Genomic DNA, 15,576 nt, shown 5'->3' on the forward strand with positions numbered 1-15,576 from the left:
TGCGGTGCGTGCCTGTTTTGGATGCGTCCGCTTTTTCTTGGAAAGAGGCTTGATTCGGCAACGGTTTGCCCGTAAGCTTTGTGACTGTCCAGCAATGGCGGCGGGTTGCCGGTCGCCGCAGGACACCTCCGGGCCTCAACGCGAAGGATATGACCGAAAAGAAAACGGCTTCTTCCGGCGCCAGCGCCGCCCTTTCGTCCCTCGTCGCCAGCACGGCGACGACGATGCGCGCCCTCGGCAAGCGCCTCGATTCGCTCATCCAGAGCCGCGAGGCGGAGTTCCTGGCCTTGGGCGCGCGGCTCATGGAGTACAGCACCCAGTCCTCCGCCATTTCCGAGAGCGCCGCCGACCTGGCGTCCCTGTGCGCCGGGGACGACATCTCCCGGGGCACGGCCCAGCTTGAGGCCGAGCTCGAGGGCCTGGGCGCGGCCTCGGGCGCCGGGGGCGTCGATGCCGACGTGCAGGCCCTGGGCCGCACCGGCGACCTGCTGGCCAGCCTGGACCAGCAGGTGGGCGAGTTCGGGCGCATCATCCGCAGCCTTCAGATGCTCGGCATCTCCACGCGCATCGAAAGCGCACGCCTGGGCGACCAGGGCCTGGGCTTCAGCACCCTGGCCGACGACGTGGAGGCTCTGGCCGGCAAGATCGTTCAGGATTCCGGCATGATCGCCGAAAAATCCCGGGCATTGGCCACCCTGGTGCACACCGCGCGCACCCGTACCGCCGCCCTGGGCCAGGAGCAGGCCGAGCAGGCCCGGGCCATGGGCGAGGACATCGCCGAGGCCTTCCAGACGCTCACCGCCCTCATGGACAAGGCCCGCCAGGTGTCGGGCAGCCTCGCCGACCGCTCCCGGGCCGTGGGCGGGAGCGTGGCCGAGGTCGTGGCCTCGTTGCAGTTCCACGACATCGTGCGCCAGCAGGTGGAGCACGTGGAGGAGGCCCTGCGCGACATGGTCGAGCTGGCCGCCGAACGCGCCTGCCCCGAGGCGTCGCCCGCCGCGCCCGACGGCGCGGACGGCGCGGAGGGCGACGGACAGCCCGGAGAGAGCGAGGACTGCTGGCGCGATCTGGTGGGCTGGATGGCCGACGTGTCCGAGTTGCAGGTGTCCCAGCTCGGCAACGCCTCCCAGCGCTTCGGGGCCGCCGTCCAGGGCCTGCGCGACGGCCTGTCGGGCATCTCGGCCCAGACCGGGGACCTCTTGGCCGACCTGGAGACCATCACCGCCGCGGGGGACCGGGGCGAGGGCACCGTGTTCGCCCGCGTGGCCCGCAGCACGGCCCGCGTGATCCGCGCCATGGAGCGCTCGGGAGGCCAGGCCCGCGAGATCGCCGCGCTCATCGGCGAAGTGGCCGCCACGGTGTCGGAGACCTCGCGTTTTGTGAGCAGCATCGAGGAGGTGGGCTCGGAGATCGAGCTCATCGCCATCAACGCGAGCATCAAGGCCGCGCATACCGGCGACCAGGGCAAGGCCCTGGGCGTGCTGGCCCAGGCCATCCAGCGCCTGTCCGTGGAGGCCCGCGACCGCACCCGGGGCGTGGCCGACGTGCTGCGCGCCGTGGCCGACGTGTCCCGCGAGCTGGAAGGCCGCGCGGCGGACACCCGCAGCTCCGAACTGCTGGCCAGCTATTCCGGGAGCCAGGAAAAATTCAGCGCGGAACTGGCAGCCCTGGACCGCGACCTTGCCGCGCGCATGGACGCCCTGGCCCGGGGCTGCCGCGCCCTGGGCGCCGATGTGGACGCCCTGGCCCGCTCGGTGGACCTGGACCGGCGTATCCTGCCCGGGCTGGACGAGGCCGGGCGCGAGCTGGGCAGGATCGTGGCCGCCTGCCGCAAGGCCGTGCCCGTGGCCGACGACACCGGGCGCCCCGAGCGTCTGAAGCAGCTTTTGTCGCGCTACACCATGGAGGTCGAGCGCGTGGTCCACGAGTCGGCCTTCGGGGCGGACGCGGCGGGCCCCCGGACCCTGCGCCACGAGGACGAGGGCGGGGTGGAGCTGTTCGACGACGGCCCCGGCGCCCCGGCGGGCGAAGACGGCGAGAACTGGGACAACATCGAACTCTTCTAGCCCCCGGGCGCGGGGGCGGGCGGCGCGCCGCCGGGAGGACGCATGGCTTCGTATGAATTGCACGGCACCGGCCCTTCGGGAACCCTGGCCTTTTCGGGCCAGTGCACCATCGAGCATGCCGCAGTCATGAAGCAGGCGCTGACCGAGGCGCTGGAACGCTTCGAGGACCTGGACCTGGACATGACCGCCGTGGAAAGCGCGGACCTGTCCTTTCTCCAGCTCGTCGTGGCCACGCAGGCGGAAATGGGGAAACGCGGCAAGAGCCTGTCGGCCAGCCGGGGCACGCCCCCGGTGGTGGCCGACTTGGCCGACGAGGCGGGCATGTCGCTTGGCAGTTACGAGCAGTGTTTCTGGAAAAAGGGGTAACCCATGTCGCAGTTGATCATGACGGTGGACGATTCCGCCAGCGTCCGGCAGATGGTGAGCTTCACGCTGAAGAACGCCGGATACGATGTCATCGAGGCCTCCGACGGCAAGGACGCCCTGTCCAAGCTCTCCGGGCCCATCAAGATGGTCATCACCGACCTGAACATGCCCAATATGGACGGCATTTCGCTTATCAAAAACATCCGGGCCAACCCGGCCTACAAGTTTATTCCCATCGTCATGCTGACCACAGAATCCCAGGCCACCAAGAAACAGGACGGCAAGGACGCCGGGGCCACGGGCTGGATCGTCAAGCCCTTCAAGCCCGATCAGTTGCTGGCCGTGGTCAAGAAGGTGCTGCGCTAGCATTCCGGCACGCGCCCGGCCCGGGCGCGGCAAGCAGGCAGGGAGGTCCGCCGCATGCCCCAGGACGACATCAACCGCCAAGCGTTCAAGGAAGAGGCCTACGACCTCCTGGGCGAATTGGAGTCCGCGCTTCTCGAACTGGAGGAAAACCCCCGGGACCAGGAGCTTATCGATCGTGTGTTCCGCGCCATGCACACCGTCAAGGGCTCCGGCGCCATGTTCGGGTTCGACGACATCGCCACCTTCACCCACGACGTGGAGACGGCCTTCGACAAGGTCCGGGGCGGGGAGATTCCCGTCACGCGCGAGTTGCTGGACCTGACCCTGAGGGCCCGCGACCATATCCTGGAGCTGCTGGAGGACGCCACGGGCACCTGCGCCGGGTCCGAGGCGGCCAAAGCCATCATCGCCGGGCTGCGCAGGCTGTCCGGCGCGGAGGGTGCTGCCGCGGCCGCACCGGCGGGCGCGGCACCTCTGCCCTCGGCCGCCAGGGAGCCCGAGGCCGTCGGCCCCGGCGACACCGAGGCCGTGACCTACCGCATCCGCATCCGCCCCGGGCACGACATCCTGCACAGCGGCACCAACCCCCTGGCCCTGCTGGCCGAACTGCGCGAACTGGGCATGAGCCAGGTCGCCGCGCACATCGGCGACGTGCCGCCCCTGTCGGAGCTGGACCCCGAGTCCTGCCTCGTGTGGTGGGACATGATCCTGTCCACCGACAAGGGCGAGGACGCCATCCGCGACGTGTTCATCTTCGTGGAGGACGACTGCGAGGTGACCATTCAGGTCATCGACACCCTGGGCGCCCTGGAGGGCGACTCGACCTACAAGCGCCTGGGCGAGATTCTGGTGGAGCGCGGGGACATTGCCGCCGACGACCTGCGCCGCGTGCTCGGCGAACAGCCGCGCCTGGGCGACATGCTGGCCGAATCCGGCGTGGTGTCGCGCGAAAACGTGGAATCGGCCCTGGCCGAGCAAGCCGCCGTGCGGCGCATCCGCAAGGACCGCGACGAGCAGGCCACGGCGTCGAGCATCCGCGTGGCGGCCGACAAGCTCGACGATCTGGTGGACCTGGTGGGCGAGCTGGTCATCGTCCAGGCTCAGATTTCCCAGATGGTCAGCACCCGGGGCGACCAGGAACTGACCACCCTGGCCGAGGAGCTGGAGCGCCTGTCCGACGAACTGCGCGATTCGACCCTGTCCGTGCGCATGCTGCCCATCGGCACGACCTTCTCCAAGTTCCGCCGCCTGGTGCGCGACCTGTCCGCCGAGTTGGGCAAGCAGATCGAACTCCAGACCAAGGGCGCCGAGACCGAACTGGACAAGACCGTCATCGAGCGGCTGAACGACCCGCTGGTGCACCTGCTGCGCAACAGCATCGACCACGGCGTGGAGCCGCCGGACGTGCGCCGCGCCGCGGGCAAGAACCCCTGCGGCGAGATTCTTCTGTCCGCCGAGCACTCCGGCGGCGAGGTGCTCATCACCATCCGCGACGACGGCAAGGGCATGGACCCCGCCGCCCTGCGCGCCAAGGGCGTGGAGCGCGGGCTCATCGCCAAGGACGCCGACCTGACGGACAAGGAAATCTTCAACCTGATCTTCGCCCCGGGCTTTTCCACGGCCCAGAAGGTCACCAGCGTCTCCGGGCGCGGGGTGGGCATGGACGTGGTCAAGCGCGGCATCGACGCCCTGCGCGGCTCCATCGACGTGGACAGCGAGAAGGGCGTGGGCACGACCATTACCGTGCGCCTGCCGCTGACCCTGGCCATCATCGACGGCCTCCAGGTCCAGGTGCAAAACGAGTTCTACGTGGTGCCCCTGTCGCTGGTGGAGGAGTGCGTGGAGTTGATCCAGAGCCCGGAGGAGCGCCGCCGCGAGCAGCAGGTGCTCAACCTGCGCGGGGCCATCGTGCCCTATCTGCGGCTGCGCGACTGGTTCGCCATCCCCGGCGCCCCGCCGGAGATCGAGCAGATCGTGGTCACCGGCGTGGAGGGCCAGCGGGTGGGCATCGTGGTCGATCACGTCATCGGCGAGCACCAGACGGTCATCAAGACCCTGGGCCGCGTGTACCGCGACGTGCAGGGCCTGTCCGGCGCCACCATCAAGGGCGACGGTTCCATGGCCCTTATTCTGGACGTGCCCCGGCTGGTGCGCATCGCCGCCGAGGCCCGGGCGTGAGGCACCCGTGAACGGCGGGGCGGCCAAGGGCCGCGTGGCCTCCGGCGAGCAGTCCGTGAACCGGAGCATGTCCGACAAGGACTTCCAGCGCTTTGCCGAGTTCATCGGCCGCGAGTGCGGCATCAAGCTGCCGCCCACCAAGAAGACCATGCTGGAGGCGCGGCTGCAAAAACGCCTGCGGGCCCTGGGCTTTTCGAACTACGCCGAGTACAGCGAGTTCCTGTTCAGCCCCCAGGGGCTGGATTCCGAACTGCGCCACCTCATCGATCAGGTGACCACCAACACCACGGACTTCTTCCGCGAGCCCAAGCATTTCGAGTTCCTGAGCGCGCGGGTGCTGCCGGAGTGGCATTCCCGGCACCGCGGGCGCCCCCTGCGCGTGTGGAGCGCGGGCTGCTCCATCGGCGCGGAGCCCTACACCCTGGCCATGGTTTTCAGCGAGTTCCGCGAGGCCAACCCCGACTTCCGCTTCGGGATCGTGGCCACGGACATTTCGCGCCAGGTGCTCCAGAAAGCCCACGCGGCCATCTACACCGAGGATCAGGCCCGGGGCGTGCCCGAGGCCATGCTGCGCAAGTACTTCATGCGCAGCAAGGACAGGGCGCGCCGCCAGGTGCGCCTCGTCCCCGAGCTGCGCCGCTGCGTGGAGTTCCGCTGGCTGAACTTCATGGAGGAATTCGGATTCCGCGAGCCGCACGACATCATCTTCTGCCGCAACGTCATCATCTACTTCGACAAGCCCACCCAGCACGACCTGCTTTCGCGCTTCTGCCAGACCCTGCGTTCCGGCGGCCACCTGTTCATCGGGCATTCCGAAAGCCTCGCGGGCATGGCCCTGCCCCTGGCCCAGGCTGCGCCCACCATCTATCGCAAGCCCTAGGGGCGGAGGCTGTATGTCCCAAAAGATCAAGGTGCTGGTGGTGGACGATTCGGCCGTGGTGCGCAACACCATGGCCGAAATTCTGGATGCGGATCCGGACATCGAGGTGGTGGGCACCGCCGGGGACCCGTTCGTCGCCGCCAAGCGCATGGAGCAGGTCGCGCCCGATGTCATCACCCTGGATGTGGAAATGCCGCGCATGGACGGGCTGACCTTCCTGCGCAAGATCATGAGCCAGCACCCCATCCCGGTGGTCATGTGCTCCACGCTGACGGAGCAGGGCTCCGAGACCCTGATGCGCGCTCTGGAATACGGCGCGGTGGACATCATCCAGAAGCCGCGCCTGGGCACGCGCCAGTTCCTGGAGGAGTCGCGCATCCGCATCACCGACGCCGTGAAGGCCGCCGCCCGGGCCAACCTGCGCAAGCTCGCCGCCCCGCGCATGGAGGTGCAGCCCAAGCTCTCGGCCGATGCGGTCATCTCCGGCCCGGCCCCCCGGCCCACGACCCTGCAAACCACCGAGAAGATCATCGCCGTGGGCGCCTCCACCGGCGGCACCGAGGCCCTGCGCGAGTTCCTGGAAGCCATGCCCATGGACTGCCCGGGCATCGTCATCGTCCAGCACATGCCCGAGATGTTCACCGCAGCCTTTGCCAAGCGCCTGGACGGCATCTGCCGCATCACCGTCAAGGAGGCGGCGGACAACGACACCGTGCTGCGCGGCCAGGCGCTCATCGCCCCGGGCAACCGGCACATGCTGCTCAAGCGCAGCGGGGCGCGCTACTACGTGGAAATCAAGGACGGGCCGCTGGTGCGCCGCCACCGGCCCAGCGTGGACGTGCTCTTCCGCTCGGCGGCGCGCTACGGCGGGCCGAACATCGTCGGGGTCATCATGACCGGCATGGGCGACGACGGCGCGGTGGGCATGAAGGAAATGAAGGACGCCGGGGCCTGGAACATCGCCCAGGACGAGGCCACCTGCGTGGTCTACGGCATGCCCGGCGAGGCCGTGAAGGCCGGGGGGGTGGACAAGATCCTGCCCCTGGAGCGCATCGCCCCCGAGGCCGTGCGCCGCGCGGCGGGCTAGCCCTTGGCGCCGTCGTTGTGGCGGTAGACGAGCACCCGCACCGGCTCGCGCACCACGAGCCCCTCGCGGATCAGGCCGTCCAGCAGGGGCAGGAAGGCGTCGATCTTCTCCGGGGCGTCCACGATTTCGGTGACCATGGGCAGGTCTTCGGACAGGCGCAGTATCTTGGCCGTGCGCACGCGGCTGTTGGCCCCGAAGCCGATCACCCCGCGCAGCACGGTGGCCCCGGCCAGCCCGCGCCGCCGGGCCTCCTCCACGATGATCTCGTGCAACGGGCGCCCGCCCGAGGTGTCGCTCTCGCCGGTGTAGATGCGCAGGCGTTCGGCCTGGGTCGGCAGCTTCATGGCGTTTCCTCCCGCGCGGCTTACGGCACCAGCCGGGCCAGGGCCAGCCCGGCCAGCAGGCAGCCCAGGCCCAGCAGGTTCTGCCCGCCGATGTTCAGCAGGGCGTAGGCCCACTGGCTGGAGCGGAGCAGGGCCGCGCTTTCGAACATGAAGGTGGAAAAGGTGGTGAAGGCGCCCAGAAAGCCCGTGAGCACCACGGCCCGGGCCTGGGGCCCCAGGCCTGTGCGGTCTTCCAGCAGGCCCCAGGCCAGCCCGAAGAGCAGGCAGCCCACCAGATTGACCACGAAGGTGCCCGCCGGGAACGCCCCTCCGGCCAGGCGCTGCACCAGCCCGGCCAGCCCGTAGCGCGACAGGGCGCCCAGGGCTCCGGCCAGGCCGAGCAGTGCGAGTTTTTCCATGGCGGGCCCTCCGGGGGCGTTTGCGGTTTCGGGCCGGGCGGTATACCCTCGGGCCGGGGCGCGCCGCAGGCCGCCGCCGGGGGACGACCATGCCGCTGGAAACCGAAATCAAATACCTGGACGCGAACCTGGACGCCGTGGCCGCCGCCCTGCGTGCGGCCGGGGCCCGGCGTCTGGCGCGGCGCCGCGAGCGCAACGAGGTCTACGACGACCCCGGGCGCGGCCTGCGCGCCCGAGGTATCCTCATACGCCTGCGCGCGGACGGGCGCAACCTGCTGACCGTCAAGCTGCCGCCCGAGGCCCCGGCGCCCGCCGGGGTCAAGGCCCTGCGCGAGCACGAGACCGAGGTGGCCGACCTCGGGCCCCTGCGGGTTGCCCTGGCGGCTCTGGGGCTGGAGGTGGCCTGCGTGTACGAGAAATTGCGCGAGGAGTGGGCCCTGGGCGACTGCCACGTCTGCCTCGACCGCCTGCCCTTCGGCGATTTCGTGGAGGTCGAGGGGCCGCCCGAAGCCCTGGCCGGGGTGGCCGCCGCCTTGGGGCTGGCCCGTCTGCCTGCCTCTTCCGCCAGTTACCATGAGCTGAACCGCGCCCACCGCGCCGCCCGGGGCCTGCCCGCCGAGGCCGGCTTCACCTTCGCCCCGGGGGCGGCCCCGGAGTTCCCCGGCGGGTCCGATCCCTCCGATCCCTCCGGCGCGTCCGGCACTCCCGGCGCCTGAATCCCACGCCGCCCGCTGGACAACCCCGCCGGGAATCTTACTGTGGTGGAGCGGGGCGGGCCCCTTTACCCCGGGCCTGATTTCCCGTAATTGTATGCAACGACCAGGAGTCTTCACCGTCCGGGGCAGCCCGCCCGGGGCGCGGACCAGGGGGAGCCGCAGACGTGCCCAATCCGTTTTCCCGCCCCGGGGAGCCCGGGGTCTACGTGGACGATGAGGTCCGCGAGCCGCGAAAATGCAAGGTGCTGCTGCACAACGACGACTACACGACCATGGAGTTCGTCGTGGAGATTCTGCGCGAGGTGTTCCGCAAGACCGAGGCCGAGGCCATGGAGATCATGCTCCGGGTGCATCACGACGGCGTCGGCGTATGCGGCATCTATACCGTGGAAGTCGCGGAGACCAAGGTGGCCGTGGTGCGCCAGCGGGCGGCCAGCGAGGGGTTTCCCCTGAAATGTACCATGGAAGAGGTGTAAATGCTCTCCAAGCAGCTTGAGACAGTGCTGAGTTCCGCCGTCAAGGAAGTGAAGCGCCGCAGCCACGAGTACCTGACCCTGGAGCATCTGCTCTATGGCGTGCTCCTGGAGGAAAGCGGGCGCGACATCCTCGTCAACTGCGGGGTCAACGTCATCCGCCTGAAGCATCAGTTGGAGCGCTTCTTCATCGATCATATGGAGATCCTGCCCGACGACGCTGCGGCGGACGTGGTGCAGACGCTGGGCGTGCAGCGCGTGCTCCAGCGGGCCATATTGCAGATCCAGTCCGCCGGGCGCGACGAGGTGCGCGTGGGCGACGTGCTGGCTGCGCTGTTCGAGGAGGACGACTCCTACGCCGTGTATTTTCTGAAATCCCACGGCGTGTCGCGCCTGGACATCCTGGAGTACATCGCCCACGGCATGGGCGGCGCGAGCGGCCCCGGGCCGGGCTGGGAACGGCCCCCCGGCGCGCCCTTGCCGGGCCGGGAAGCCGGGCCGGGCAAGGCCGCCGAAGCCCCCGAGGGCGGCTCCATGCTCGATCAGTTCACCGTGGACCTTTCGGCCCGCGCGCGCCAGGGCGAGATCGACCCGCTCATCGGCCGCGACTCCGAAATCCACCGCACGGTGCAGGTGCTCTCGCGCCGCCGCAAGAACAACCCGCTCTTCGTGGGCGACCCCGGCGTGGGCAAAACGGCCCTGGCCGAGGGGCTCGCCCTGCGCATCCACGAGGGCGACGTGCCCGACAGCTTCAAGGACACGCGCGTCTTTTCCCTGGACATGGGCGCCCTGCTGGCGGGCACCAAGTACCGCGGCGACTTCGAGGCCCGGCTCAAGGGCGTCATCAAGGAACTGCTGGCCATCCCGGGTTCCATCCTCTTTGCCGACGAAATCCACACCATGGTCGGCGCCGGGGCCACCACCGGCGGCACCATGGACGCCTCGAACATCCTGAAGCCCGTGCTGGCCTCGGGCAAGCTGCGCTGCATCGGCTCCACCACCTACGAGGAGTACAAGAACCACTTCGAGAAGGACCGCGCCCTGTCGCGGCGCTTCCAGAAGATCGACGTGACCGAGCCCAGCGTGGCCGACACGGTGGAGATTCTCAAGGGCCTGCGCACGCACTACGAGGAGCACCACGGGGTGCACTACACCCTGGGCGCTCTCAAGGCCGCCGCCGAGCTGTCGGCGCGCCACCTGCCCGACCGCTTCCTGCCCGACAAGGCCATCGACGTTATCGACGAGGCGGGCGCGGCCTACACCCTGCGGCCCCGGCGCCGCAAGGACGACGCCATCCGCCCCGAGGACATCGAGGAGGTCATCGCGCGCATGGCCCGCATCCCCTCCGAGCGCATCTCCACGTCGGACCGCGAGCGCCTGCGCAACCTCGACGCGGAGCTGAAGGCCGTGGTCTTCGGGCAGGACGACGCCGTGACGACCCTGGCGCGCTCCATCAAGCGCTCGCGCGCGGGCATGCGCCCGGTGGGGCGGCCCGTGGGCAGCTTCCTGCTCGTGGGGCCCACTGGCGTGGGCAAGACCGAGCTGGCCCGCCAGCTCGCGGCCTGCCTGGGCATCGGCTTCCTGCGCTTCGACATGAGCGAGTACATGGAGAAGCACGCCGTGTCGCGGCTCATCGGCGCGCCCCCGGGCTACGTGGGCTTCGACCAGGGCGGCCTGCTCACCGACGCCGTGCGCAAGAACCCGCACACCGTGCTGCTGCTCGACGAAATCGAGAAGGCCCACCCCGACGTGTTCAACATCCTGCTCCAGGTGATGGACTACGCCACGCTGACCGACAACAACGGGCGCAAGGCGGACTTCTCCCACGTCGTCGTGCTCATGACCTCCAACGCGGGCGCCTGGGAGATGAGCGGCAAGTCCCTGGGCTTCGGCGCCCAGGCCGTGGAGGACCGCAGCGACCTGAGCCTGAAGGCCGTGGAGAAGATATTCTCCCCCGAGTTCCGCAACCGGCTGGACGCCGTGGTGCCCTTCCGCAACCTGACGCCGGAGATCATGGAGCGCGTGGTGGACAAGTTCATGGCCGACCTGAACCGGCGCATGGCCGAGCGGCGCGTGAGCATCCGCCTGACCTCGGGCGCCCGGGCCTGGCTGGCCGGGCGGGGCTACGACAACCAGTTCGGCGCGCGGCCCCTGGGGCGGCTTATTCAGAAGGAAGTGGAAGACCCGCTGGCCGACGAAATCCTCTTCGGCGCCCTGCGCTCGGGCGGCGAGGTGGTGGTGGAGGCCCCGCGCAAGGGCGCGGCGGGCGGCGGCGGGGCCCTGCGTTTCCGGCTGCCCGGCTAGGCGGGGAGGGCGCCGCGATGCCCGCGCTGGTTGTCGGAGCCCGAAGGCCATGAGTCGCGCGCGCCGCGTGGCCGCGTCCGTGGCCCCTTGGCCGTGCGGTGTGCGCCGGTGTGCGGTCGACCCGGCGGCGTGGGCTTTGCCCGGCCCGGGGCGGGCGCAAAGCCGCCGGGCAGGGGCTTGGCCCCCGGTGCCTCCGGAGGCCGGGCCGTGACCATCGAGTTCATCCCCCCCGGGGAGGACTGGTTCCCGAACCCTGCGGGCGCCGGGGCCGACGGGCTGCTGGCCTTCGGCGGCGACCTGGCCCCCGGGCGCCTGCTGCGCGCCTATTCCCAAGGCATTTTCCCCTGGTACGGCCCCGGCGACCCCATCCTGTGGTGGTCGCCGGACCCGCGTTGCGTGCTGGCGCCCGAGGCGCTGCACGTGCCGCGCTCCCTGGCGCGGACCCTGCGGCGGCGGACCTATGCCGTGACCATCGACCGGGCCTTCGCCCGGGTCATCCGCGCCTGCGCGCGGACCCCGCGCCCGGACGCCCAGGGCACCTGGCTGATGCCCGAGATGATCGAGGCCTACGTGCGCCTGCACGCCCTGGGCGCGGCCCACAGCGCCGAGGCCTGGGCCACCGACGGCTCCCTGGCGGGCGGCGTCTACGGCGTGGCCCTGGGGCGGATGTTTTTCGGCGAATCCATGTTCCACACCGCGCCCGACGCATCCAAGGCCGCCTTCGTCCACCTCGCGCGCCTGCTGGCCCGCTGGGGCTACGGCCTCATCGACTGCCAGCAGACCACCCGCCACATGCTGCGCTTCGGCGCCACGGAAATGCCCCGTGCGCGCTTTCTGGCCCACCTGACCCACCTGCGCACCGCCCGCCCCGCCCCCGACGCCTGGACCCCGCCCCGGGATTTCGACCCGCTGGGGTGAGGGGATCTTTGGGCAGGGCTGGGCGCTGGCTTCGCGGCAGACACCGGGAATACCCGACTGCGGGGCACATTGCCAAAAGCCCCCCGCCGGATTTCCGGCGGGGGGCTTTGATTCGCGCACCTGCTTCCTGGGCGCGGGGCTGGGGGTTTGTTCCGGCGCCCGCGCGGCTGCGTGCCTACCCTTCGTCCAGCAGCGGGGCGTGCTGGGAGAGGTCGTAGAGGCCGTGCATGGGGAAGGGCAGGGGATAGTTGGGCAGGTCCGAGAGGCGGATGACGCCGATGCTCTTGCCCTCGGGGATGGCCGAGAGGGGCACGAGGCCCTTGGGGATGGGGAAGCTCATGGGCCGCGCCGTGACTTCGGACACGCGCTCGGCGTAGCGCTCCTGGATGTAGGCCAGGGCCTGGTCGCGTTCGGCTCTGGTGAAGGCTTCCAGCAGCACGCGTTTGCTGCCTTCGGGGTCGTCGTGGCCGGGCTCGATGGCGTCGCCCAGCAGGTTGGCCCAGGCGTAGGCCGCGAACTCGGCCTCGTCGGCCACCGGGCGGAACAGGTGGACCTTCACGTCGCGGCGGCCCTTGAAGGTCTTGATGGTCATGGTCAGGACATAGGCCCGGTCGGCGGGCAGGGGGCGTTCGGAGGCAACGCTGTGGATCTGCATGACGGCACCTCGGATGGTCGCGGGGGAGGGGCGGGGGCGCACGGCGCCCGGAGGCGGCCCGGAGTGCTCCTTGTCTACGCCACAACGGCGCCGCTGTGAAGCCCCGGTGCGGCCTTGCGGGCGGGCGGGCCGCGCGCGGCGGCTAGCGGGGCTGGCTCAGGTTGTTGCGCACCCGTTGCAGCAGGGCCATGAGCGTACGGCGCTCCTCGGCGTCCAGGCCCGTCAGGGCCAGGTCCGTCAGTTCGCGGATGATGCGCTCGTAGCTCGGGCGCAGGGCGCGACCTTTGGGCGTCAGGGAGATGAGGCTCTTGCGCGCGTCGTCCGGCGCCTTGCGCCGCGCGACGTAGCCCATGGCCTCCAGCTTGCGCACCAGGGTGGTGACCGTGGACTTGTCGCGCCGGATGGCGGCGGCGATCTGGGCCATGGCCATGTCGCCGTGCTGGAACAGCCGGCCGAGGATGCCCGCATGGGACGGGCCGAGACCCTCCAGGCCCTGGTCCGCCAGTTGCCTGAGCATGTATTCGTTGGCCCGGCGCCGGATGGCCGCGACCATGCTCACCACTGTGGGATGGATCATGCCGGAATGATAGTTTGATATCAAAGTGTCAGTCAAGGGGAAAATGCCGCGCGCGGGCGGGTGGGGCGCCGTGGCGCGCGGGCCTGGCCCTGGTGCTGGCCGCGATTTCGGCCCCGGCCGCGTCCCGGGCGCCCCGGGGCGCCCCATGCCCGGGCCGCCCCCCGCCGCCCGGCGTGGGAAACGGTTTACCTCCGCCCCCCGGGCGCGTATGTTCGGCCCCATGCCCTCGCGCGACAACGTCTCCCACGACATCCCCTTTCGCATCCACAGCCCTTTTGCGCCCTGCGGCGACCAGCCCCAGGCCATCGGCGAGCTGGTGACCAACCTCGGCCAGGGGGTGCACGATCAGGTCCTGCTCGGCGTCACCGGCTCGGGCAAGACCTTCACCATGGCCAAGGTCGTGGAGGCCGTGCAGCGCCCGGCCCTGATCCTGGCGCCGAACAAGACCCTGGCCGCCCAGCTTTTCAACGAGTTCCGCCAGCTCTTCCCGGCCAACGCCGTGGAATATTTCGTCAGCTATTACGACTACTACCAGCCCGAAGCCTACCTGCCGCACTCCGACACCTACATTGAGAAGGACTCGTCCATCAACGACGAGATCGAGAAGCTGCGCCACAGCGCCACCCACGCGCTGCTGACCCGCCGCGACGTGCTCATCGTGGCCTCGGTGTCGTGCATCTACGGCCTGGGCTCGCCGGAATACTACTCGCGCATGGTCGTGCCCCTGGAGCCCGGCCAGCGCATGTCGCGCGACCGGCTGGTGGAGCGGCTGGTGGAAATCCACTACGAGCGCAACGACTACGACTTCCACCGCGGCACCTTCCGCATCCGGGGCGACGTGCTGGAGCTTCTGCCCGCCTACAGCAGCCAGAAGGCCCTGCGCGTGGAGTTCTTCGGCGACGAGATCGACCGCGTGACCGAGACCGACCCGGTGACCGGGGAAGTGCTCGGCGCGGTGCCCAAGACGCTGATCTTCCCGGCCAGCCACTATGTTTCCGACCGCACCAACCTCGAGCGCGCCATGGGCGACATCCGCGACGAACTGCGCGGGCGGCTGGTCTGGTTCCAGGAGCGCAACATGCTCGTGGAGGCCCAGCGCCTGGAGCAGCGCACCCAGCTCGACCTGGAGATGATCGACGAACTGGGCTACTGCAACGGCATCGAGAACTACTCGCGCTTTCTGGACGGGCGGGCCCCCGGCGAGCCGCCGCACACGCTGCTCGACTACCTGCCCGACGACGCTTTGATGTTCATCGACGAATCCCACGTGGCCGTGCCGCAGATCGGGGGCATGTCCAACGGCGACCGCTCGCGCAAGACGACCCTGGTGGACTTCGGCTTCCGCCTGCCCTCGGCTCTGGACAACCGGCCCCTGACCTTCGAGGAGTTCCTGGCCCGCCAGCACCAGACGGTCTACGTTTCGGCCACGCCCGGGCCCTGGGAACTGGAGCGCGCCCAGGGGCTGGTGGTGGAGCAGATCATCCGCCCCACCGGGCTGGTGGACCCCGAGGTGGAGGTGCGCCCCACGCGCGGCCAGGTGGACGACCTCATGGCCGAATGCCGCGCCCGGCGCGACGCGGGCGAGCGCGTGCTGATCACCACCCTGACCAAGCGCATGGCCGAGGACCTGACGGAATACCTCCAGAAAATGGGCGTGGCCACGCGTTACCTGCACTCGGACATCGACACCCTGGAACGCGTGGCCATCATCCAGGCCCTGCGCCAGGGCGCCTTCGACGTGCTCGTGGGCATCAACCTGCTGCGCGAGGGGCTGGACATCCCCGAGGTGACCCTGGTCGCCATCCTCGACGCGGACAAGGAAGGCTTTTTGCGCAGCACGCGTTCCCTGGTCCAGACCTTCGGGCGCGCCGCGCGCAACACCAAGGGCCGCGTGATCCTCTACGCCGACACGGTGACCCGCTCCATGCGCGAAGCCATGGACGAAACCGCCCGCCGCCGCGCGGTGCAGACGCAATTCAACGCCGAGCACGGCATCACGCCTCAAACCATCCGCAAGGAAATGGACAACGTGCTCGAGGCGCTCTACGCCGGGCAGCAGGAGGAGGAACGCCGCGCCGCCGCCCCGGCCGCGCCGGGCGACGCCAAGGCCCTGGCCGCCGAGATCAAGCGCCTGGAGCGCGAAATGCGCGCCGCCGCCCGGGAGCTGGAATTTGAAACCGCCGCGCGCCTGCGCGACCGCATTGCCGAGCTGCGCGAGCTCATGAGGGCCCTGTGAGCCCGTTGCCCG

15 protein-coding genes are annotated in these 15,576 nt (G+C 70.0%); 11 read left to right on the forward strand and 4 right to left on the reverse strand.

The features are described 5' to 3' along the window. The first annotated feature begins 149 nt into the window (after window positions 1-149). The 6 genes from ACZ5KV_RS14785 to ACZ5KV_RS14810 all read left to right on the forward strand — a co-directional run bounded on the left by ACZ5KV_RS14785 (window position 150) and on the right by ACZ5KV_RS14810 (window position 6,943). A complete protein-coding gene (locus tag ACZ5KV_RS14785) occupies window positions 150-2,066 on the forward strand; it encodes a hypothetical protein (RefSeq protein WP_464240053.1) in 1,917 nt (638 codons plus the stop codon). A gap of 42 nt (window positions 2,067-2,108) precedes the next feature. Next, window positions 2,109-2,432 carry an STAS domain-containing protein gene (locus ACZ5KV_RS14790; protein ID WP_464240054.1) on the forward strand — a complete coding sequence of 108 codons (324 nt, stop codon included), beginning with the start codon at window positions 2,109-2,111 and terminating at the stop codon, window positions 2,430-2,432. A 3-nt stretch (window positions 2,433-2,435) separates the two neighbouring features. Continuing rightward, on the forward strand, window positions 2,436-2,798 hold the full coding sequence (locus ACZ5KV_RS14795; RefSeq protein WP_464240055.1) for a response regulator: 363 nt from the start codon (window positions 2,436-2,438) through the stop codon (window positions 2,796-2,798). Window positions 2,799-2,852: 54 nt separating this feature from the next. Further along, window positions 2,853-4,976, forward strand: coding sequence for a chemotaxis protein CheA (locus ACZ5KV_RS14800; RefSeq protein ID WP_464240056.1), 2,124 nt, complete (start codon window positions 2,853-2,855; stop codon window positions 4,974-4,976). Window positions 4,977-5,043: 67 nt separating this feature from the next. Further along, window positions 5,044-5,856 (forward strand): CheR family methyltransferase, encoded by an 813-nt coding sequence (locus ACZ5KV_RS14805; RefSeq protein WP_464241846.1) that lies wholly within the window; start codon window positions 5,044-5,046, stop codon window positions 5,854-5,856. Between the two features lie 13 nt (window positions 5,857-5,869). Continuing rightward, entirely contained in the window at window positions 5,870-6,943 is a 1,074-nt protein-coding gene (locus tag ACZ5KV_RS14810; protein WP_464240057.1) for a protein-glutamate methylesterase/protein-glutamine glutaminase, read from the forward strand. On the opposite strand, the gene ACZ5KV_RS14815 is transcribed toward ACZ5KV_RS14810, so the two are convergent. Both ACZ5KV_RS14815 and ACZ5KV_RS14820 read right to left on the reverse strand, forming a co-directional pair. Then, on the reverse strand, window positions 6,940-7,287 hold the full coding sequence (locus ACZ5KV_RS14815) for a DUF190 domain-containing protein (RefSeq protein WP_464240058.1): 348 nt from the start codon (window positions 7,285-7,287) through the stop codon (window positions 6,940-6,942). The genes ACZ5KV_RS14810 and ACZ5KV_RS14815 overlap by 4 nt on opposite strands. A 20-nt stretch (window positions 7,288-7,307) precedes the next feature. After that, a complete protein-coding gene (locus ACZ5KV_RS14820) occupies window positions 7,308-7,685 on the reverse strand; it encodes a fluoride efflux transporter FluC (protein WP_464240059.1) in 378 nt (125 codons plus the stop codon). An 89-nt stretch (window positions 7,686-7,774) separates the two neighbouring features. Between ACZ5KV_RS14820 and ACZ5KV_RS14825 the strand changes: the two genes are divergently transcribed. The 4 genes from ACZ5KV_RS14825 (at window position 7,775) to aat (ending at window position 12,096) form a co-directional block, all read left to right on the forward strand. Then, window positions 7,775-8,401, forward strand: a complete 627-nt coding sequence (locus ACZ5KV_RS14825) for a class IV adenylate cyclase (RefSeq protein ID WP_464240060.1) — start codon at window positions 7,775-7,777, stop codon at window positions 8,399-8,401. A 164-nt stretch (window positions 8,402-8,565) separates the two neighbouring features. Beyond that, window positions 8,566-8,877: an ATP-dependent Clp protease adaptor ClpS gene (locus ACZ5KV_RS14830; protein WP_464240061.1), complete on the forward strand. Its 312-nt coding sequence runs from the start codon at window positions 8,566-8,568 to the stop codon at window positions 8,875-8,877. Next, window positions 8,878-11,178, forward strand: a complete 2,301-nt coding sequence (gene clpA / locus ACZ5KV_RS14835) for an ATP-dependent Clp protease ATP-binding subunit ClpA (RefSeq protein WP_464240062.1) — start codon at window positions 8,878-8,880, stop codon at window positions 11,176-11,178. Between the two features lie 207 nt (window positions 11,179-11,385). Then, entirely contained in the window at window positions 11,386-12,096 is a 711-nt protein-coding gene (gene aat / locus ACZ5KV_RS14840) for a leucyl/phenylalanyl-tRNA--protein transferase (protein ID WP_464240063.1), read from the forward strand. A gap of 175 nt (window positions 12,097-12,271) precedes the next feature. Here the strand turns inward: aat and ACZ5KV_RS14845 are convergent, their stop codons facing one another. Together ACZ5KV_RS14845 and ACZ5KV_RS14850 are read right to left on the reverse strand one after the other, a co-directional pair. Beyond that, the gene (locus tag ACZ5KV_RS14845) at window positions 12,272-12,751 is read right to left on the reverse strand and encodes a hypothetical protein (protein ID WP_464240064.1); all 480 of its coding nucleotides are present in this window, start codon (window positions 12,749-12,751) and stop codon (window positions 12,272-12,274) included. A gap of 142 nt (window positions 12,752-12,893) precedes the next feature. Beyond that, window positions 12,894-13,328, reverse strand: a complete 435-nt coding sequence (locus tag ACZ5KV_RS14850) for a MarR family winged helix-turn-helix transcriptional regulator (protein WP_464240065.1) — start codon at window positions 13,326-13,328, stop codon at window positions 12,894-12,896. A 220-nt stretch (window positions 13,329-13,548) separates the two neighbouring features. Here ACZ5KV_RS14850 and uvrB point away from each other — a divergent pair, with 220 nt between their 5' ends. Then, window positions 13,549-15,564 (forward strand): excinuclease ABC subunit UvrB, encoded by a 2,016-nt coding sequence (uvrB, locus tag ACZ5KV_RS14855; RefSeq protein ID WP_464241847.1) that lies wholly within the window; start codon window positions 13,549-13,551, stop codon window positions 15,562-15,564. The last annotated feature ends 12 nt before the right edge of the window (window positions 15,565-15,576 follow it).

The sequence above is a fragment of the Desulfocurvus thunnarius genome, assembly GCF_055390965.1.